This is a genomic window from Shinella yambaruensis (genome assembly GCF_050859155.1).
Taxonomy (GTDB): Bacteria; Pseudomonadota; Alphaproteobacteria; order Rhizobiales; family Rhizobiaceae; genus Shinella; species Shinella yambaruensis.
The window spans coordinates 64,449-83,668 of the sequence record NZ_CP150642.1; the positions used below are offsets into that span (position 1 = coordinate 64,449).

General features: G+C 61.7%; 17 protein-coding genes and 1 pseudogene. 8 read left to right on the top strand and 10 right to left on the bottom strand.

Annotated features, from left to right (window positions below; translation table 11 throughout):
- Positions 1–2: 2 nt before the first annotated feature.
- Genes WMC41_RS29710 through coxB form a run of 3 tightly spaced genes read right to left on the bottom strand, consistent with a single transcriptional unit; the run spans position 3 to position 3,390 of the window.
- On the bottom strand, positions 3–320 hold the full coding sequence (locus WMC41_RS29710) for a hypothetical protein (protein WP_432350023.1): 318 nt from the start codon (positions 318–320) through the stop codon (positions 3–5).
- Complete coding sequence (gene ctaD, locus WMC41_RS29715) at positions 317–2,824, bottom strand: cytochrome c oxidase subunit I (RefSeq protein WP_432350025.1); 2,508 nt, start codon at positions 2,822–2,824, stop codon at positions 317–319. Before ctaD ends, WMC41_RS29710 begins: the two co-directional genes overlap by 4 nt.
- Positions 2,821–3,390, bottom strand: coding sequence for a cytochrome c oxidase subunit II (gene coxB / locus WMC41_RS29720; protein WP_432350027.1), 570 nt, complete (start codon positions 3,388–3,390; stop codon positions 2,821–2,823). The genes ctaD and coxB overlap by 4 nt, the downstream gene beginning before the upstream one ends.
- A 162-nt stretch (positions 3,391–3,552) precedes the next feature.
- On the opposite strand from coxB, the gene WMC41_RS29725 reads away from it, so the two are divergent.
- A complete protein-coding gene (locus tag WMC41_RS29725) occupies positions 3,553–4,053 on the top strand; it encodes a DUF2231 domain-containing protein (RefSeq protein WP_432350029.1) in 501 nt (166 codons plus the stop codon).
- Here WMC41_RS29725 and WMC41_RS29730 read toward each other — a convergent pair.
- From WMC41_RS29730 to WMC41_RS29750, 5 genes are read right to left on the bottom strand one after another with little or no spacing between them, the layout of a single operon-like run.
- Positions 4,031–4,531 carry a CopD family protein gene (locus WMC41_RS29730; protein ID WP_432350031.1) on the bottom strand — a complete coding sequence of 167 codons (501 nt, stop codon included), beginning with the start codon at positions 4,529–4,531 and terminating at the stop codon, positions 4,031–4,033. The genes WMC41_RS29725 and WMC41_RS29730 overlap by 23 nt on opposite strands.
- Positions 4,528–5,262: a cytochrome c oxidase assembly protein gene (locus WMC41_RS29735; RefSeq protein ID WP_432350033.1), complete on the bottom strand. Its 735-nt coding sequence runs from the start codon at positions 5,260–5,262 to the stop codon at positions 4,528–4,530. The genes WMC41_RS29730 and WMC41_RS29735 overlap by 4 nt, the downstream gene beginning before the upstream one ends.
- A 23-nt stretch (positions 5,263–5,285) precedes the next feature.
- A complete protein-coding gene (locus tag WMC41_RS29740) occupies positions 5,286–6,509 on the bottom strand; it encodes a cytochrome c (protein ID WP_432350034.1) in 1,224 nt (407 codons plus the stop codon).
- Positions 6,506–8,266: a GMC family oxidoreductase gene (locus WMC41_RS29745; RefSeq protein ID WP_432350036.1), complete on the bottom strand. Its 1,761-nt coding sequence runs from the start codon at positions 8,264–8,266 to the stop codon at positions 6,506–6,508. The genes WMC41_RS29740 and WMC41_RS29745 overlap by 4 nt, the downstream gene beginning before the upstream one ends.
- Before the next feature lie 35 nt (positions 8,267–8,301).
- Positions 8,302–9,024: a gluconate 2-dehydrogenase subunit 3 family protein gene (locus tag WMC41_RS29750; RefSeq protein ID WP_432350038.1), complete on the bottom strand. Its 723-nt coding sequence runs from the start codon at positions 9,022–9,024 to the stop codon at positions 8,302–8,304.
- Between the two features lie 139 nt (positions 9,025–9,163).
- Between WMC41_RS29750 and WMC41_RS29755 the strand changes: the two genes are divergently transcribed.
- Positions 9,164–9,682, top strand: coding sequence for an MgtC/SapB family protein (locus WMC41_RS29755; protein ID WP_432350040.1), 519 nt, complete (start codon positions 9,164–9,166; stop codon positions 9,680–9,682).
- Here WMC41_RS29755 and WMC41_RS29760 read toward each other — a convergent pair.
- The gene (locus tag WMC41_RS29760) at positions 9,622–9,888 is read right to left on the bottom strand and encodes a hypothetical protein (RefSeq protein WP_432350194.1); all 267 of its coding nucleotides are present in this window, start codon (positions 9,886–9,888) and stop codon (positions 9,622–9,624) included. The two genes, WMC41_RS29755 and WMC41_RS29760, sit on opposite strands and share 61 nt — an antisense overlap.
- 440 nt (positions 9,889–10,328) lie before the next feature.
- On the opposite strand from WMC41_RS29760, the gene WMC41_RS29765 reads away from it, so the two are divergent.
- The 6 genes and pseudogenes from WMC41_RS29765 to WMC41_RS29790 all read left to right on the top strand — a co-directional run bounded on the left by WMC41_RS29765 (position 10,329) and on the right by WMC41_RS29790 (position 18,114).
- On the top strand, positions 10,329–11,897 hold the full coding sequence (locus WMC41_RS29765) for a sensor histidine kinase (protein WP_432350042.1): 1,569 nt from the start codon (positions 10,329–10,331) through the stop codon (positions 11,895–11,897).
- 215 nt (positions 11,898–12,112) lie between these two features.
- Positions 12,113–13,273: a GGDEF domain-containing protein gene (locus WMC41_RS29770; RefSeq protein WP_432350044.1), complete on the top strand. Its 1,161-nt coding sequence runs from the start codon at positions 12,113–12,115 to the stop codon at positions 13,271–13,273.
- Positions 13,274–13,869: 596 nt separating this feature from the next.
- The gene (locus WMC41_RS29775; RefSeq protein WP_432350046.1) at positions 13,870–14,667 is read left to right on the top strand and encodes an alpha/beta hydrolase; all 798 of its coding nucleotides are present in this window, start codon (positions 13,870–13,872) and stop codon (positions 14,665–14,667) included.
- 9 nt (positions 14,668–14,676) lie between these two features.
- Positions 14,677–15,045: a hypothetical protein gene (locus WMC41_RS29780; protein ID WP_432350048.1), complete on the top strand. Its 369-nt coding sequence runs from the start codon at positions 14,677–14,679 to the stop codon at positions 15,043–15,045.
- A gap of 12 nt (positions 15,046–15,057) precedes the next feature.
- A complete protein-coding gene (gene ligD / locus WMC41_RS29785) occupies positions 15,058–17,700 on the top strand; it encodes a DNA ligase D (RefSeq protein WP_432350049.1) in 2,643 nt (880 codons plus the stop codon).
- A 32-nt stretch (positions 17,701–17,732) separates the two neighbouring features.
- Positions 17,733–18,114: pseudogene (locus WMC41_RS29790) on the top strand (DUF4112 domain-containing protein).
- On the opposite strand, the gene ligD (WMC41_RS29795) reads toward WMC41_RS29790, so the two are convergent.
- Positions 18,115–19,173: a non-homologous end-joining DNA ligase gene (ligD, locus tag WMC41_RS29795; protein ID WP_432350051.1), complete on the bottom strand. Its 1,059-nt coding sequence runs from the start codon at positions 19,171–19,173 to the stop codon at positions 18,115–18,117. It lies immediately after the preceding pseudogene.
- Between the last annotated feature and the right edge of the window lie 47 nt (positions 19,174–19,220).

Sequence of the window (19,220 nt, forward strand, 5' to 3'; positions counted from 1 at the left end):
GGTTATGCGCACATGCTCAGCCCCAGAACGCCAGCAAAACACACGGTAGCAACGATTGCTGCGCCGTTTGCCAAGGCACCGATCCTTTCGAGGGGCGATGTCAATCCGTTTCGCCCTGTCTTCCAAGAAAGCAGGACGAGGACGAGGACGATTGCTGCGGTCGTCGCGATCAGCAGCAGGCGAAGCGTAGAGATCGGGCCAATCATGTGATGGTGCCAGTCCGCCCGGCATCCGGTCGCCTGAAGTGCATAAAGGACGAGGAAGCCCCCGGCCCAGCCGATCCAGACTGCGAAGAGGCCAAACAACGGCTTTCCGCTCATGCGCCAGCTCCACCGGCAAGGGTTTTGAGGATGAACGGGAAAGCCATGGCGGCAATGCCCGTGACCAGGGTGAATCTGTGCCAGAGCTGGGCGAGACGCAGGTCGAGATCCCTTCGGGTGGAGACGTATCCGCTTTTGACACGCCAGAAGCCGAATAATGAGAAGATAAGCCCGACGGCGATGTGAAGAGCAGCATAACTCTTGACGGCAAAGATGCTGGCAAAGGCGGCGTGTTGTGACGCCTCGCCGTGGATATCGATGAGAAAGATCACGAGGATACTCAGCGCGGCGCCATAGGCGAGCGCAACGCAGCACAGGCTTCTCGCTGCGCTGTCGTTCGCGGAAAGGGAATTGCGGCCGAACGCCGCCGCGACGATCAATGCAGCGGTGACCGCCAGGCACGTTATGTTGTCGACGGGGATGGCGAGGCCGGGCGGCCAATTGGGAGTGGACAGCCAGAGGAAGAGTGACCCGAAGAGGAGCGATGCATAGAGCGTAGCGTCAGCGGCGAGGGTGAAGACCATCGCCCAGTAGGATGGCGGTCTTTCGGCCTGGTAATGATGTGGCAGGTTCGGTCCATGCCCGACAGGCAGGTCGGCAAGATCGGATGTCAGGCCGCAATCGCGGGTCCATAGCATGAACAGCGCGGTGACGACGAGGAGAGCCAGCGGAGCGAGCCAATAGATCTTCAGGAGAAGAAGAGCAAAAACGCTGCCGCTCGCGAGCGCCGTCAGCAGAGGAAGATAGGATCTCTTCGGTAGGATGATGATCTGCTCAGGCAGACCGGTCACCATGTCGACGCCGAGAACCTCCATCCATCCGTGACGGGTGGAACCTAGATAGCCTTTTCCGGCCGCAAGCGCCGGCCCGAGCCGGTCTGGGTCGAGCTGGTCTGCGCGCGTCGAAATCTCGGGAAGCGAGGCGAAGGCATAGGCGGGCGGCGGGGTGGGCATTGCCCATTCCAGCGTTCCGGCCCGCCAGGGGTTGCGGCGGAAGGGCTTGCCGAAGACGGCAAGCAGCAGGAGGTCGAGCGCCACGAGGGCAAAACCCGTCGTCATGATGAAGCCGCCCATGGAGGAGACGAAGTTGAGCGTCTCCCAGCCGGCTTCCGGCGGATAGGTGGAAATCCGCCGGGGCATGCCGCGCAGGCCCGTGAGGTGCATGGCGAAAAAGGTCAGATTGAAGCCGACGAAGATCATCCAGAAGGCGGCGTGCGAGAGATGCTGCACGGACTGCCGGCCGAAAATGTGAGGCAGCCAGTAATAGGCTGCGGCGAGCATGGGGAAGACGACGCCGCCGACCAGCACGTAATGCAGGTGCGCGACGACGAAATGGGTATCGTGCGCCTGCCAGTCGAAGGGCACCATGGCGAGCATCACCCCCGTCAGCCCGCCCAGCACGAAGACGAAGAAAAAGCCGAAGACATGAAGCATGGGCACCGACATGCGTGGCTTTCCGTGCGCGAGCGTCGCGAGCCAGGCGAAGATCTGCACGCCGGTCGGAACCGCGACCAGCCCGCTCGCCGCCGAAAAGAAGGACAGGGCGACGTGCGGAATGCCGACCGTGTACATGTGGTGGACCCACAGGCCGAAGGAGAGGAAGGCGATGGCGATCACCGCTGCGACGACGACCTCGTAGCCTTCGAGCGGGCGGCGGGCGAGCGTCGGAATGATCGTTGACAGCGCGCCGGCGGCCGGCAGGAAGATGATGTAGACCTCCGGATGGCCGAACAGCCAGAAGAGATGCTGCCAGAGCAGCGGGTCGCCGCCACGGGCCGGATCGAAGAAGGGCATGCCGAAGGCTCGCTCGGCCTCCAGGAGGATGGAGCCGAGGATCAGCGGCGGAAAGCCGATCAGCATCATGCCCGCGACGATCAGCATGTACCAGGCGAAGATCGGCATGCGTGTCAGCGACATGCCGGGCGCGCGCAGCTTGAGGATGGAGACGAGGATCTCGACCGCCGCGGAAAGCGCGGAGATCTCGACGAAGGTGATGCCGAGCAGCCAGACGTCGGCGTTGACGCCCGGTGTATAGGTCGATGAGGAGAGCGGTGTGTACATGAACCAGCCGCCGTCGGGCGCGACGCCGGCGACAAGCGCGCCCACGAGGAAAATTCCGCCGAACAGGTAGCACCAGTAGCCATAGGCGGACATGCGGGGAAAGGCGAGGTCGCGGCTGCCCAGCATCTTCGGCAGCAGATACATGGCCAGCCCCTCGAAGAAGGGGATGGCGAAGAGGAACATCATTACCACGCCATGCATGGTGAAGACCTGCGCATAGGCGGCAGCGTCGAGGAAGGCACTTTTCGTCGTCGCAAGCTGCGTGCGGATCAGCATCGCCAGCACGCCGCCGATGGCGAAGAAGATGATCGCGGTCAGCATGAAGCGCTTGCCGATGACCGTGTGGTTGACCGCCTGCAGGCGGCCCCATCCCGGCGGCGTGGCCCAGATGTCCGTCAGTTCCCGGTGGAGACGCAGGGCCGTTTTGCGGGGGGCAGGGGTCATCGCGCCGCCCTCCGTTCGTCCGAAAGGCCGGCGAGCACCGCGTCGTATGCCTCGGCCGGATGCGCATGGACCTCGAAGCGCATCGTGTCATGGCCCGTGCCGCAATATTCCGAACAGACGCCGCCGTAGACGCCGGGGTGGTCGGCGAGGATGCGCACCGTGGCGGCGTGGCCGGGGATGGCATCGATCTTGCCGCCGAGCCGCGGCGCCCAGAAGCTGTGGATCACATCCTCGCTGGTCGCCGTCACCACGACCGTCCTTCCGACCGGAATATGAAGCACGCCGCGGCTTGCGCGCGCGCCGTCTGTATAGCGGAACTCCCAGTTCCACATGCTGCCGCGCGCCTCCACCTCGACGGGATCGCCGCCGATCCGCAGGTTGAGGATGTACTCGCCGCGCATCAGGCCGTGGCCGATGAGTGCGACCAGCGTAACGAGCGGAAAGACGACACCACCGACCCAGATCCAGCGGGAGGGCGATATCCGCCGTCCCGACCCCGGCCTGAAGATGACAAGCAGGAACAGCGCGAGGACGAGGAGGAAGATCGCCGCCCCGCCTGTCAGCATCAGCCACCAGAGATCTGCGATGGCGGCGGCGAAAGGGCCGGCGGGGTCGAGTGCGGAAAGATCGCCCGTGCAGCCGACGAGCGGGAGGACCGAGAAAAAGGCGAGCGCGCCGCGGAACCCGATGAAGCGCCGTATGGTTATCGGCCGGAAAGGAGAACGCGCATGGAAGAAACGCAGGATCAGGAAAATCCGGTAATCCAGAAGGTCGAGGAGAAGGACGCCAGTTCTCTGGTGGCGATCAGCGGCCATCCGCTGCATGCCATGAGCGTGCACTTCCCCATCGCATTCGTGTTCGCCACGTTCGGCGTGGACATACTCTACTGGTGGACCGGCGATGGATTCTGGCTTCGTGTCGGACTTTGGTCTTCCGGTGGCGCTTTCTTCCTCGGGATGGTCGCCGGTGCGGTTGGAACGGCGGAACTGTTGCTCGTCCCGGGCATCCGCGCTCGTGTTGCAAGCTGGGCACATGCCATTGCTGCCATGACCCTTATCGCCGTAATGGGCGCCAACTGGGGCGTGCGCGCTACCAACCTGCTTGACGTCCTGCCCCAGGGGCTGTTCCTGTCGGGGCTTTCCGCAGTTTTGACGGGTATCGCCGGCTGGCACGGTGGCAAGCTCATCTTCGATCACGGCGTCGGCCTCATGGTTTCCTCCAAGGACTGAACTCGTCAAAGAGGCGCTTGAGACCACCCGGCTCGGCGAGCACATCGAGGACGGCAAGGTCGACGGCCGGCTTGGCGAGGACGACGACGAAGATCGCGATCACGACACCGCCGCTGAGGACTGTCGCGGTGACGAAGCGCCAAACCGGATAAATCTCCCCCTCGCGGAAGAGCCGGATAACGACAAGCCCGGTGAGGACGTGCAGGATGGCGAGAATACCGACGAAGGCGAGCTTGACCGAAAACCATGGCTCGAATGTCTGGCGCAGGAAGATCAGCGCCGTTCCCGTTACAACAGCTAGAAAAGCGGCTGGCGAAATGATGGCTATGTATGCAAACCGCACCAGCCGCTGCAGTCGCAGAAGTGCATCCTCGTCCTTGACATGGGCTCTTTGCACGTAAAGCCCCGGCAAGCTGATCACGCCTGCGCTCCAAACCGCGATTGCTGCAATGTGCACGAACTTGACGAGCGCTATCATGGAGCCCGCCGATCAAGAGTGCGTCCCGAGAGGACGACCCTGATGCGCCACAGCACCGCGAGAAGATAGGGTCCTGCCGCCGGAACCCACATCAGGACGCCGGCAAGCTGCTGGTCTTCCAGCGGCGTCAGGCCGAAAGCCGTGGTCGTTGCGAAATGCGCCTCATAAAGCGGCGCGCGGGAGAAGGTGAGGAGGGCGGCGAGCATGCCCATCTGGAGCACGGTGCCAAACAGAAGGGCGCATGCGTTGCCGGCCGAAGTGCGGGAGTTGAGAGCCACCGCCCAGAGCCACATCGCCGAGCCCAGCAGGGAAAGCTGCATCAGCCAGTAGGCGGCATAGGAGGAAAGCGCAAATCCGTAGGCGGAAGGCGAATGCCAAAGCCAGAACAGAAGCGTATGAGCGGCGAAGGCGAAGTGCGGCGCGTGCGAGAGCCAGGGCGCACGGTTAAGCGACAGCACCAGGAAGGGTGATGCGGCGGCAACGAGAAGCACATGATGGAAAACACGTGCGGAAAAAAGCGCCGAGGCCAGCGCGCAGAGCGGCGAGATGAACGCGACGACGAGGACGGCAAGTCCCAACGCGGCAAAGGCGCGCTCGCTCTTGTCCCGAAAAACGACGAGCGTAAAGATGGTCAATGCGGCAAGCAGCACCGGGTCGAGGTTCCAGCGCCACGGCAGGGACACAAGATCAGGGGCGGGACCGCAATAGATCTCGTAAACGGTCTGCGGCATCGTCGTCTCCGCCAAGGTCAACATCATGGCAGCCCTTCGGCAAGCAGGTCTCGCAACTCGCGCACCTCGTCCGCCTGTACCTCACCGCCGGAATTGCCCCAACTTGACCTGACATAGGTCGCAACCGCTGCGATTTCATCATCATCAAGTTTCCAGCCGAAGGCGGGCATCGTGAGCGGCGAGGGGTGCGTCTTCGTGGGTACGGTCCGCGCACCTTCGAGCAGGACGCGGATGACCGTCGTAGAATCCGGGTTGTTCACCTTGCCCGAGCCCGCAAGCGGCGGGAAGAAGCGGGGAACGCCACTGCCATCGGAAACGTGGCAAGCGGTGCAATTGTCGAAATAGATCGCCGCACCCGCCTTCATCACGCCATCGTTCGGCGTCTCCGGCGCCGTGCGTTCGTCACCCTCAAGATCCTTGAGATAGGTGGCGATCGCCTTCAGGTCCGTCTCGGCCATATGCTGTGTGGAATAGGAGATCACTTCAGACATGATCGAGAAGGCGGCGCTGTGGGCGTTGCGTCCGGTTCGCAGGAACTCGACGATCTCCTCCGTCGACCATTTCTCAAGCCCGCCATGTCGCCCGCCGCGAATATCCGGCGCTGCCCAGTTCTCCAATTTGCCTCCAGCGAGATGCTTGCTCTTTTTGTCGGCCCCGAGCATGTTCTTTTCTGTGTGGCAGCCCGAACAGTGCCCCGGCCCCTCGACGAGATATGCGCCTCGGTTCCATTCTTCCGATTTCTGGGGATCGCGCCGAAAGACGCCGGGCTCGAAGAACGTCATGTTCCAGCCCTTAACGGTGAAGCGCCAGCTCAGTGGGAATGGCAGTTCGTTCTCCGGCTTCTTCTTGCGGAGCGGTTGGAGCGTCGCGAGATAGTCGTAGATCGCATCTACATCCTCACGTGGCATCTTCGTGAAGTGCGGATAGGGGAAGGCGGGATAAAGCTGGGAGCCATCCTTCGCTTTGCCCTCGTGCATCGCCCGCCAGAAATCGTCCTTGCTCCAGCGGCCGAGGCCGGTCTCAGTGTCGAACGTGATGTTGGGGGTATAGATCACGCCGAAGGGTGTCTCCAGCGGGCGGCTTCCTGCGAAAGCTTCCTCACCCGGAGGCGTATGGCAGCCTTGGCAATTGGCGGCTTGCGTAAGGTAACGCCCGCGTTCGATCTCAGCAAAATCGTTCGCACGACTAGGCTCGGCCGCTCCGAGAAACGCTGATCCTGCTATGAGAAAGGGAGCGCTTTTCCTCATGCCTGCACCATGGGGCCGGGATTTGAAAGATAGCGGGATTTGATCGCGTCGGCCGCCCAATAGGTCAGCGCGGCGACGGTTCCTGTCGGATTGTAGCCGGCGTTCTGGGGGAAGACGCCCGCGCCCATGACGAAGAGGTTCGGCACATCCCAGCTCTGCAAATAGCGGTTCACCACGCTGTTTCCCGGGTTGCTGCCCATGATCGTGCCACCCGTATTGTGTGTCGTCTGATAGGGCATGGAATCGTAGGCGCCCTCTCGAGCATTGACCTTGATTTCCCTGCCGCCCATCCGCTCCGCGATCTCCCTGGCGCGTTCAGTCAGATAGGCCGTCATCGCACGGTCGTTCGGCGTGAAATCGTAAGTCATGCGCAGCAGCGGGCGCCCGTAGACGTCGGTATAGGTCGGATCGAGGTCTAGGTGGTTCTGCGCGTAGGCCATGGATGCGCCATGGGTCGATACGCTGGTCGACTTCAGGAAGTTCTCCTTGACGGCCTTCTTCCAGCCCGCGCCCCATTCTGGCGTGCCTTCCGGCGTGCGGTGCGTCTCGATGGGGCGTGCATTGGTCGTCCAGCAGGCGAGATAGCCGCCGCCGATGAAGCCAAGCCCGGCATGGTCGAAATTGTCGCCGTTGTATTCGTCGATTACCATGCCAAGCGCACCGGCTCCAACGAACTGGTTGGTGTATTTGTCCTCGTAGAAGATGTCGAGGGACGACACCACCTGATAGCAATAGTTCTTGCCGACGAGGCCTTCGCCGCTACGTGGATCGTAGATTTTGCCAATGCCGGAGAGCATCATCAGGCGGGCGTTCTGCAAGGGATAGGCGCAGAGGATGACGATCTCTGCCGGCTGCTCGAAGACCGCGCCGTGCACGTCGATATGTGTAACGCCGGTCGCCCGCCGCCCGCTGCGATCGCGCTTGATTTCAAGAACTTCGTTATGCGTCTTCAGGGTGAAGTTCGGCTTTCCCATCAGGACCGGCAGGATCGTCGTCTGAGGGATGGCCTTGGAATAGTTGCCGCAGCCGTATTTCTCGCAAAACCCGCAATAGGTGCACGGCGCAAGCTGGACGCCGAGAGGGTTTGTATAGGGCCGGCTCATGTTTGCCGATGGTGCGGGAAAGGGTTGCAGGCCGAGTTGTCCCGCCGCTGCGGCAAACTGCTTCTGCGCGAAGGTCATTTCCATGGGTGGGTTTGGATACTCATCGCTGCGCCGGCCCTCGAAGGGATTGCCGCCAGTCTGCAGCGCGCCGCGCAGGTTGCCCGCCTTGCCGCCGATGCCGCAAAGCTTCTCGAAGCGGTCGAAATGCGGTTCCAGCTCATCATATGTGACGCCATAGTCCTGCACCGTCATGCCCTCAGGCAGAGGACCGTAGCGGTCGGCATTGTGGCTCGCGGCGACGAAGTCTGACGGCAGGAAACGGAAGGTCTGCCCGTTCCAGTGCACGCCGCTTCCCCCGACGCCGCTGCCGGGCAGGAACGATCCCCATCGACGCATCGGAAGGGCGGTCTGAGCATGGTTGTTGCGGAAGGTCAGCGTCTCGCGCGCCGTGTCTTGGAACATCTCATGTCGCCAGTAGAAGCGCAGTTCGTCGGGCGCTAGTGTCGTTGGAAAGTGGGTCGGCGTATCGCGCCAGCCGCCGCGTTCCAGCGCCAGCACTTCAAGTCCGGCTTCCGTCAGTTCCTGCGCCATGATCGCGCCAGTCCAGCCGAAGCCGACGAGCACCACATCCACTGGCGGCAATACTTTCGCCATCTCTCACTCCTCTGCAGACTGCGCCAGCTCCCTTCCTATGGAGCTTTCCATTCCGGCCGTCCGGCGAGGCCGACAGGAGGAATATCGAGGCGCTTGCCGTCGTGATCGAGGTAATCGCGGTAGTCGTAACGCGCGCCGGGAAAACCGACGAGCCGCCAGCCGATCATGTCCCGGTTGCCGCCATAGATCGGATCGCTGAAAAATCCCTCGATCGTGTTGTCGAGGATGAGTTCGAAGAACGCCGACGCCGACAAGCCCTCGAAGTCGAGCTTTCCTTCCTCCATGGCGCTGAGGGTGTCATCCTGAAGGCTGGTGTCGAGTTCCGCAAAGGTCTTGTCGCCGTGGGTTCTGCGACAGTGCTCGTCCAGCGCTGCGATCGCCATGCGGTAGAGGCCTGCCGGCGGTCTTTCGAACTGGTACCCCTGTTCGTCTGTGCCTTCCAGGAATGGCCCCTTCATGTACCAGCGCTGTCCACGTCCGTAAAACCCGGCAAGCTGTGTGTCGATGAAGGCGACGACATTGGCTTCGTCCGCGCCCGGGCCTGTTTCATCCGAAGGTATCAGGCGCGCGGTAATGGCTCGTACGCATGCGCGCTCAGCCGCAGTGAAAAACGTTTGCGTGGAATCAGGCAGGGCCGGCTGATCCGCCAGACCTGGAGACCATGGAATTCCGGATATCGTCCTTCCAAAAGCCGCTGGCGCAGCGATCGCGGCGCTTGCGAACAAGATCGAATGAATAAACTGTCGACGTGTCGGCAACCTTTCCTCCCTCAGCCTCAGGTCGAACCATGGCGCGGTGGAATGGTTCCAAAACAAAGATGTGACCGGCGGTTACCTTGTCGTGATCGATCAGAAATCTATCTCGCTGCGCAGCGAAACCTGAACCTCGGAACTATCCATGCAGTGGTTGCAGTCTATTGGCGTCGATCTCGACGTCCTTCCTCATCTTGCGTCATTGTTGACCGCCTACCTGTTGGCGCTGCCGATCGGGTGGGACCGTGAACGTCATGAGCGAAGCGCGGGACTAAGAACATTTCCCCTTGTAGCTATCGCGAGTTGTGGTTTCGTGCAGGCTGCCGAACCCCTTCTTCAGGGCAATGCAGAGGCCACCGCGCGTATCGTGGAGGGCCTCATCACGGGGATGGGCTTCATCGGCGGAGGAGCCATCCTCGTCGTGAAGAGCAGTGTGCGTGGAACAGCGACGGCCGCAAGCCTTTGGGCGACTGGGGCGATCGGCACAGCCGTTGGTCTCGGCTCTTATGATACGGCAATCGTGCTTTCTATCGTGACTTTCGTGACGCTTCGCGTGATGTCGACGTTCAAGGACGATCCGGACGATGCTCCTGACCGGAAAGATCAGCCCGCCAATTCTCCCCATCGAGGGTCCCATTCGACATCTTCAAGCAGTTCAACGTAAATCGGGGCGACTCCATCACTGTGAGATGCCGCGAGCTTGAGAGCTGCTTCAGGCGTCATTTCCTCTCCGGGAAAAATCGTATCGTCCTGACCTCGGTCGGCGATCTTGCGCACATATCCCCTCACTGTCCCGCCGGACGAGTAAAGCTTGACAACGATAGCGTCAGGGACTGTAGTATTACTTTTAAATCGCTGATATAGCATCATATTTTCCTGTATTGGGACGAGCAGCGAGGGTTTTAGGACCATAATTATGGGGCCTGGTCGCGGCTCCTCGTTCGATTCCGCTGCCGCTTTGCCCATCCCGTCTCTGAATAGAACTGCGGCTTTGAATCAAAGTTCCGCAGCGCGGTGCTCTAACGCAGGGAACGACAGATCGGCGAGGCCCTTAGCCCGTGCCCTGGGGTATCGTATCCGCACGACAGCATTCTGCGAAATGCACCCAAAAGCTCTCCACGGAGTCATGGCGAGCATGGTGTCTCGATGCCCGCGATCGGCGAACCGAGGGCTGAGAACACTTTCCTCATCTCGCCAGCGCTGCCTAGAACAGCTCAACTCCTCCGCTGCATTGCTTTTGTTCCTCGCGCAAGAGGAATACGTTGTCCGTCGGGTCGGCCGGGTAGCGTGCGCGACGAGGAGGAGGACGCGTGTCAGGTGAGAATTCCCGATCACGGCGCTGGGGCTTTACAATCGGTACCCCGTCGGTCGCAATCGGATTTGCTTCGTTCCTGCTTACGGCCATTGCCGCTCTGGCGGCACTGATGATCTGGGAGGGTTATTCGAGCGCGTTGAGGGCCGGGGAGGCGAAGGCCACGTCGTCTGCCCAGATCGTGGCGGCGCATCTGGAATGGATGATCGAGGCGAGCGACCAGGCTCTCCGTCGCGTCGACTCCGCACTTGGCAACGATCCGATCCGAGTCTCCGCCGGTGCCATCGCCGACATCCGGCAGGCCGTTGGCGACCTGCCGGAGGGGTTCCAGTACTCTGTTTACGATGAAACCGGGCGCCTGAGGCTATCAAGCGTACCGGAGGCAGTCGGCATCGACGTCTCCGATCGTGAGTATTTCAACCGGCTGAAGGCCGGAGAGATGCTCGTCATCTCGCCGCAGCTCGAGGAGCGCTTGAGCGGGGAGCAGGTTTTCGTCATTGCGCGCCGGATCTCGCGCGGAAACGAGTTTCATGGCGCGGCAAGCATCGCCATCCCGACGCGAACCATGGACGAGTTCTGGAGCGCGATGGAGCTGGGGCCGAACTCGACGGTCGCCGCCATTCGCACCGACGGCTGGCTGGTCGCCCGCCATCCCCAGCTCGACCGTTCGATCGATTTCAGCGGCGCCGCGTGGTTTGCCGAACTGCTCCCTCAGCGCCCCAGCGGTTTCTATCACAGTTCGGTATCTCCCGCCGATGGGATGTCTCGCATTGTGGGCTACCATAAGGTGGAGAGCTGGCCTCTCGTGGCGACGACGGGCGTGGAGCGCGGCGAAGCGCTGCAGCATTTCCGGGACAGCATGATCGGCGGGCTCGTGGTGGGTGTGCCGACCGTCGTGATCATGGTGCTCGGAACGCTTTGGATCGCGCATCTCCTTCGCAACGACGTCATGCGCCGCGAGAAATTGGAGCAGGCGCTGGAGCGCAACGCTTTCCTGTTCCGCGAGATCCATCATAGGGTAAAGAATAACCTTCAGGCCGTCTCTTCGCTGGTGCGGCTTCAGCCCCTGCCGGAGGAGAGCAAGGCGGACATGACGCGTCGCATCGCGGCGATGATCGCGGTTCATGAGCAGATCTACGAGTCCGATCAGTTCGACCAGCTCGATCTCTCTGCCTATGTCACACGTCTGGTGACCGAGGTCGCAGCCGGTTTCCCTGGCAATGCCGAAATCGAGTTCGAGCTACAGCCGGTCAGTGTCGAACGGGATCATGGCCTTCCAATCGGTCTCATCGTCACCGAAGTGGTATCGAATGCGTTCAAATATGCGTTCGGAAAAGGCAAGGGGCATCTGTTGGTGCAGCTCTCGGCCGATGCCGCGGAGGCACGGCTACTGATCAGCGACAACGGACCTGGCTATTCTCGCGGAGATGTGCGGAAGGGAATGGGCAGTAAGTTGATCGCAGGATTTGCAGTACAGATTTCTGGCAGGCTGGAGATCGACACGACTGCCGGCACAACTGTCATCCTGGCCTTCCCGATCGCGAGGCAACCCGATCGACGGCGATGAACGACCAGAACAGTAGCAAGACTGCTTTGCTGATTGGTTGTCGAAATTGAGTTTCTCATCTGCAAGTCCGCGGTCGATTTTGTTGAGGCTGCCGGCTCTGACGCGATCAAGGCGTGCGAGGCCCTGAAGGCAAAAGTTTTAACGATCGGTTGAATTGAAATGCAAACATTCCCCCTTAGCCTCCTGAGCACGATTGCTATCGGGGGATAATAGCCTTGGCGCTGGACTTGCGGACGATCTATGTCGTTGCATCGGTGACGCTCATTGTCCTGGGCGCACTCCAACTGGCAGCCTACGCGACCGGACGGTTCCAGCGCTGGCCGCTCTTGTGGAGCGCGAGCAACATCCTCACTGGTCTCGGTTGCCTCTGCATCGCCTTGCGCGATCTCGCTCCCGATGTTCTTTCGATCGATATCGGCAATGCCGTCACCATTGCCGGCTACGTCCTGATGCTCGTCGCAATCCGTGTCTTCGCAGGGCGTCCCGTCGACCTGCGCTATTCTCTCGGAGCGATCCTCGCCGGCAGCGTGGTGGTCATCGTCTTCCTCGGCGGCAGCGCCGACGCGATGGGCCGCGTCGCCTTCGGCTCGGCGGTGTGCGGCCTGATCGATCTCGCGATCATCCGCGAGGGATTCCGGCTGGGCAGGCGGGAAAGGCTCTATTCGGCCTGGCTCCTGGTCGCGCTCTATATCCCGACCGCGATGATTTTCGCGATGCGCGGCACACTGGCGCTGACGGGCAATCTCGGAGGAGCGGGACTGTTCGAGAACGCCGGCAACTACGCGCATGTCTGGCTGGCGCTCACGGCCGTGATGTTCCTGCTGCTGCGCAGCATGGTCATGCTGATGATGGCGGCCGAGCGGAGCCATTGCGAACTGGCGAGACTCGCCCTGCACGATCCGTTGACGGGGCTGCTCAACCGCGCGGGATTGTCGCGATCATTCGAGCGGCTGGGCCGGCAGCCGGCCGCTCTTCTGTTCGACCTTGACCATTTCAAGACGCTGAACGATCGCCATGGCCATGCGGCTGGCGATGAGGCGCTTCGGCTTTTTGCCGGCGCCGCGTCCAGGCAGCTGCGCTCGGGCGATCTTCTCTCCCGCCTCGGCGGCGACGAGTTCGTAGCGATCCTCGACGGGGCTTCCATCAATGAAGCCGTCCTAATGGCAGACGGGATCCAGCGCGCCTTTGCCGATGCGATCGCCCTGCGAACCGAGCTCACGATGCATCCGACACTCAGCATCGGCGTAGCCCGGGCGTCCTCGACGGAGACGCCGTTGGCGCTGCTGTTGCAAGAAGCCGATGCCGCCCTTTATCGCTCGAAGCAGGGTGGACGCAACAGGGTTGCCGTCAACGACGGAAATCTCCGCGCCGCATGAGTGCGCCGTCTGTCGATTGGCCCGCTCTTCCCGTTCACGGAGGCGCGCCTCATCGTCAGCATAGCGCTTCGCTTCGATGGTACGCTACGTGTCCTTTCCGATTTCCGATTTGAGCACAAGGCGACCGTGGAGCCTTCCATTTTGGTGTGCTCAACTCAGAAATCCCGATCAAATCCAAGTGCGGTCCCGAGATATCCTAACGCAAAAGCTGCGCCCAAAGCGTATATAAAGAGCAATGCTTCGATCATCTCCATGGCACCTCCCAACGCCTGTGAACTGACACAAAGGATAACGACGGCGCTCGCCGTTCCCAGTGCGAAGCCAATGCCGAGGTGTAGGAGCATGAACCGAACAAGGATGGGCACAGCCTGAGCCTCCCGATGGTGATACCCCCGAACCTCGGAGACGTGCATATGTTCCGTCGAGCTATCTGATATGCAGGACGATTGTTCTGAATCGGTCTCTCGTAGGTTTAGCGCTCTCACAAATGTGACCCCGGGGCCGGGCTGTGCCAGAAGCCCATTCTTGCACGCTCGCGAAGGAACAACCATTCTGCGCGCGGGTTCTTCATCCCGACTCCAGCAAAGGATTTCCTGATGAAGACGATCGTTTTCGTGCATGGCATGTTTCAGAACCCGAAGAGCTGGGAGGGCTGGATCCGGTTCTTCAGCGAGCGCGGCTACGATTGCAAGGCGCCTGCCTGGCCTCTGCACGAAGGCGAGCCCAGGACGCTTCGGCAAAATCCGCCGCCCGGGCTTGGCGAGCTCAGCCTCGACGAAATCTATGCCAGCATCGAGACAACGGCCTCGTCGCTCGACCGGCCAATCGTCATCGGCCATAGCGTTGGCGGCCTGATTGCGCAGAAGCTGCTGGCGCGCGGCGCCGTATCGGGCGCAGTGGCAATCGCGTCCGTCGCTCCGAACGCCATGCTCGACTTCGACTGGGGCTTCATCAAGAACAGTGCGATTATCACCAACCCATTCAAGGGCGATGAGCCGGTCTATATGGACGCAAAGACGTTCCACAGTTCCTTCGCCAACACCCTGTCCGAGGAGCAGGCCGCCATCGCGTTCGAGGAGACCGCGACCCATGACAGCCGCAATGTCCTGCGTGACTGCATGGGATCGTCCGGCAGGATCGATCTCAGCCGGCCGCATGCGCCGCTGTTGCTGATCGCGGCCGAGGAGGACGAGATCATCCCGGCCGACCTCTGCGAGAAGAACTTCGATGCCTATGAGGACGCCGGAAGCCTCTCGGATTTCAGAGCCTTTACAGGACGCAGCCATTTCATCTGCGGCGAGCCTGGTTGGGAGGAGGTCGCGGCTTTCGCCTCCGACTGGCTCGAGCGGAACGTAAACGACTTCGTTCAGACACAGCATGCAACTCTTCGGTAGGAGGGCAGGATGACCGATATTCGAACAAGAGGATTTGATAGCCCCGCACAGCTTCGGGAACATCTCGCCGAACTCGACGAGGAAAGCCCAGCAGCCGATCCCGGCGTACCAATCGGCGATCCATCCGCCGAGCAACAGATTGCTGCTCTTCGCCGGGAGGTGCAGGATTTGCGCAAACGATTGGCAGCGATCCGCATAGAAACGGAAGGACTGGATACTGGTCGGCCGCGCGCCAAACGCCATCCCTGGCTTAGGATCGGCGCAACGATTGCAATGACCTATCTTCTCGGCCGCCTCGTTCAGCGACTTCGTCTCGGCGCACCTGGCGCCGCAGCCGTTCCGGTGCTCGCGGCGCAACTCGACAAAAGGCTATGGTGATCGGAGCCGATGATGGCGCCTGACAAACTCTCAACCTACAAGAAAAAGCGCGACTTCAAGCTGACAAAAGAGCCGAGCGGATCGACCCACGTCAAACCGTCGAACCGGCCGCGCTTCATCATCCAGAAACACGATGCCACCCGTCTCCATTACGATCTTCGCCTCGAACTCGATGGCGTGTTCAAATCCTGGGCGGTGACCAAGGGACCGTCGCTCGACCCAAGCGACAAGCGGCTGGCCGTCGAGGTGGAAGACCACCCGCTCGACTATGGCGATTTCGAAGGCACGATCCCGAAAGGACAGTATGGCGGCGGCACGGTGATGCTATGGGACCGCGGCTATTGGGAGCCGGAGGGCAATAAGTCTCCGGAAGAGGCGCTCAAGAAAGGCGACTTCAAATTCGTGCTGCACGGCAAGCGCCTACGCGGCAGCTTCGTGCTGGTTCGGATGCGTCATGACCGCGACGGCGGCAAGCGCACCAACTGGCTGCTGATCAAGCATCATGACGACCATTCCGTTGAGGAGAACGGCGCGGCCATCCTCGATGAGAACCTGACCTCCGTCGCATCGGGCCGGACCATGGAACAGATCGCCGCCGGCAAGGGCCGAAAGCCAAAACCGTTTATGATGGCAAGTGGCGATGTCGAGGCCGATGCTGTTTGGGATAGCAAGACCGGCCTTGCCGCCGACGAGCGCAAGAAAAATCGATCCAGCAAAAAGGTGGCGACGTCGACGGCCGCTGACCTTCCAGATTTCATCGCGCCGCAGCTCTGCGAAACACTCGACCGCCCGCCGGCCGGCGAGAGTTGGTTGCACGAGATCAAGTTCGACGGCTATCGCATCCAGATGCGGGTCGCCGATGGAAAAGCTACACTGAAGACCCGCAAGGGCCTTGATTGGTCCGCCAAATATCCCGAGATCGCCGAGGCTGCCACTTCTCTTCCCGATTGCATCATCGACGGCGAGATTTGCGCCCTCGATGACAATGGCGCCCCGGATTTCGCCGCACTGCAGGCAGCGCTGTCGGAGAAGAACACCGGAAACCTCGTCTATTTCGCCTTCGACCTGCTGTTCGATGGCGGCGAGGATTTGCGGGAGAAGCCTTTGGCCGAGCGGAAATCGCGGCTGCAGGATCTCCTGGACGATGCCACAGACGATCCGCATCTGCGTTTCGTCGAGCATTTCGAAACCGGCGGCGACGCGGTGCTGCGCTCCGCCTGCAAGCTCTCCCTGGAAGGCATTGTATCCAAGCAGGCGGACGCGCCTTATCGATCCGGCCGGACAGACACCTGGGCGAAATCGAAATGTCGCGCCGGCCATGAAGTCGTGATCGGCGGTTATGCCAAGACGAACGGCAAGTTCCGCTCGCTGCTGGTCGGCGTCAACCGCGGCGACCACTTCGTCTATGTCGGCCGCGTCGGCACGGGCTACGGCGCCAAGAAGGTCGAGACCCTGCTGCCGAAGCTGAAAGCGGTCGAAACGGAAAAGTCCCCGTTCACCGGGATCGGCGCGCCGAAGAAGGAGAGGGAGGTCGTTTGGCTGAAGCCCGAACTCGTCGCCGAGATCGAGTTCGCGGGCTGGACCGCGGACGGCCTTGTCCGTCAGGCCGCGTTCAAGGGTCTGCGGGAGGATAAGCCGGCGGCCGAGGTCGAGGCGGAAAAGCCGGCTTCGCCCGCAACGACCGAGACGCCCGAGCCTGCGGCTGCCGCGACGACAAAACCCAGCCGCCGCAAGGGCGCGAAAGCCGAGGTCATGGGCGTGCTCATATCCAACCCGGACAAGCCGCTCTGGCCCGACGCCGGCGATGGCGAGCCCGTCACGAAAGAGGATCTCGCCCGCTATCACGAGGCGGTCGGTTCCTGGCTCATCGACCATGTGAAGGGCAGGCCGTGTTCGATCATCCGAGCGCCCGATGGTATCGGTGGCGAACAATTCTTCCAGCGTCATGCCATGCCCGGCACGTCGAACCTGCTGGAGCTGGTCAAGGTCTTCGGCGACAAGAAGCCCTACCTGCAGGTCGATCGCGTGGAAGGTCTCGTCGCCATCGCCCAGATTGGCGGCATCGAGCTTCACCCGTGGAACTGCGAGCCCGGCCAGCCCGAAGTTCCTGGCCGGCTTGTATTCGACCTTGATCCCGGCCCGGACGTAGATTTCGCCACGGTCGTCGCCGCGGCGCGAGAAATGCGCGACCGGCTGGACGATCTCGGCCTCATCAGCTTCTGCAAGACCACCGGCGGCAAGGGGCTGCATGTCGTGACGCCACTCGCCGTCACCAAACGCAAGCCTCTGTCCTGGGCCGAGGCCAAGGGATTTGCCCATGACGTTTGCCAGGAGATGGCCCGCGACAATCCCGAGCTCTATCTGATCAAGATGACGAAGAGCCTGCGCGGCGGGCGGATTTTCCTCGACTATCTGCGCAACGATCGCATGGCGACCGCCGTGGCGCCGCTTTCGCCGCGGGCTCGGCCCGGCGCCACCGTGTCGATGCCGCTGACCTGGACGCAGGTGAAAGCCGACCTCGATCCGAAGCGCTTCACGGTCCGGACTGTGCCGGCGCTCTTGAAGAAAACGACGGCTTGGGAGGACTATTGCGACAGCCAGCGTCAGCTGGAGCAGGCCATCAAGCGGCTCGGCAAGCAGAAGGCCGCGGCATGAGTGCGAGACAGAGCAGGGGACCGCGATCTGGTATGAAGCATGACATTCCGATCGAGCACTTGATGCGTCTTCGTCGGATCCGCGGCCTGGCCAGGTTGATGGACACGGCGTTGCGGATTCCGGGCACCCGCTTCTCCGTCGGCGCGGACTCGGTATTCGGGTTGATCCCCCGGTATCGGCGATTTCGGCGCCGCGGCGGTCAGCCTCTTCATCATCAACGAGGCACGTCGTCTCGGCGTGCCGAAGGAGACGCTTTTCAAGATGCTGATGAATGTGGGCTTCGACACGGTCGCAGGAAGCGTCCCGGTCATCGGCGATGTCTTCGACGTCTACTGCAAATCCAACCGACGCAATCTGCAGCTCGTGCTCGATCACTTCGGGCTGGACCATGCCGATCTCGACCGCAAGTCCTGATCATTGGCTCTGGGAAATCGGGGCCATATCGAACACCGCGGCATTATCCTGGATTTCGCGCAACCCCTTGTAAGAGGCGTGCCGCAGATTTCCGTCGTCCGTCCAGCCACGAAACTCGATCTCTGCGATGAGCGTCGGCTGCGCGAAGACGTAGTTCTTGCCCTTGAGCGGCACGACCGGCCTCTTGGTCTTCAGCTTGTCGAGTGTCTTGCGCAGATATTCCGCATCCGCTGCCTTGAACCCTGTTCCGACCGAGCCGACCGATACCCAGCCATCGCCCTGGCGCGCCGCCAGCAGCAGGCTTCCGATCCCGCCGCGCGCAGTGTCCGAGTGCTCATAGCCGACAATCATGAAGCTTTCGCTCTGGATGCACTTGATCTTGATCCAGTCGCCGGTGCGGCCGGATCGATAGGGACGATCGCGATGCTTGGCGATGATGCCTTCAAGCCCCATCCTGCAGGCGTTTGCGAGAAGCTCCGCCCCGTCACCATGGGCTTCTTCCGAGAGCTGCACCGCGCCGACCGACCCGTCGAGAAAGTCCTCAAGCAGATGCCGGCGAACGGCAAGTTCCGTCTTGGTCAGATCATGACCGTCGAAATAGAGGAGGTCGAAGGCGAAAAACACGGCTTCAGTCGAGGCGCGCTTCCCACCACGCCCGCCAAGCGAGCGCTGCAGCGCCCCGAAATCGGAATGCCCCTCCTTGTTGAGCACCACGGCCTCGCCATCGAGGATGGCGGTCCCCACCCCGAGTTTGCCGGCGGCATCGGCAATCCTGGGAAAACGATGGGTCCAGTCATGCCCGCCGCGCGTGATGATCCGCACGCCCTTCGGCTCGACATGGATCGCCAGGCGATAGCCGTCCCATTTGAGTTCGTAGAGCCAGTCCGGTCCGTCTGGCGGCGTGGGCTGGAGCAGCGTGAGACACGGTTCGACGCGGTCCGGCATCGGGTCGAACGGCAGGCTCGGCTGCTCGGGGTCGCGTTTGCGAACCGGACGCGACTGCAGCGTGTCGCGGGACTCGTCGTAAAGGGGGATGGCGGATTGGCGGTTTCGTTTCATCGGTGTCCATCACATCAGGAGAGTCCGAACATAGGTGTCTTGCGTGA

Coding starts and splice junctions, on each gene's coding strand:
- ligD (WP_432350051.1), bottom strand. CDS start 19,173: ATGAAACGAAACCGCCAATCCGCCATCCCCCTTTACGACGAGTCCCGC.
- coxB (WP_432350027.1), bottom strand. CDS start 3,390: ATGCTGACAGGCGGGGCGGCGATCTTCCTCCTCGTCCTCGCGCTGTTC.
- WMC41_RS29735 (WP_432350033.1), bottom strand. CDS start 5,262: ATGCCGCAGACCGTTTACGAGATCTATTGCGGTCCCGCCCCTGATCTT.
- WMC41_RS29725 (WP_432350029.1), top strand. CDS start 3,553: ATGGAAGAAACGCAGGATCAGGAAAATCCGGTAATCCAGAAGGTCGAG.
- WMC41_RS29740 (WP_432350034.1), bottom strand. CDS start 6,509: ATGAGGAAAAGCGCTCCCTTTCTCATAGCAGGATCAGCGTTTCTCGGA.
- WMC41_RS29775 (WP_432350046.1), top strand. CDS start 13,870: ATGAAGACGATCGTTTTCGTGCATGGCATGTTTCAGAACCCGAAGAGC.
- WMC41_RS29730 (WP_432350031.1), bottom strand. CDS start 4,531: ATGATAGCGCTCGTCAAGTTCGTGCACATTGCAGCAATCGCGGTTTGG.
- ctaD (WP_432350025.1), bottom strand. CDS start 2,824: ATGACCCCTGCCCCCCGCAAAACGGCCCTGCGTCTCCACCGGGAACTG.
- WMC41_RS29710 (WP_432350023.1), bottom strand. CDS start 320: ATGAGCGGAAAGCCGTTGTTTGGCCTCTTCGCAGTCTGGATCGGCTGG.
- WMC41_RS29755 (WP_432350040.1), top strand. CDS start 9,164: ATGCAGTGGTTGCAGTCTATTGGCGTCGATCTCGACGTCCTTCCTCAT.
- WMC41_RS29760 (WP_432350194.1), bottom strand. CDS start 9,888: ATGATGCTATATCAGCGATTTAAAAGTAATACTACAGTCCCTGACGCT.
- WMC41_RS29780 (WP_432350048.1), top strand. CDS start 14,677: ATGACCGATATTCGAACAAGAGGATTTGATAGCCCCGCACAGCTTCGG.
- ligD (WP_432350049.1), top strand. CDS start 15,058: ATGGCGCCTGACAAACTCTCAACCTACAAGAAAAAGCGCGACTTCAAG.
- WMC41_RS29745 (WP_432350036.1), bottom strand. CDS start 8,266: ATGGCGAAAGTATTGCCGCCAGTGGATGTGGTGCTCGTCGGCTTCGGC.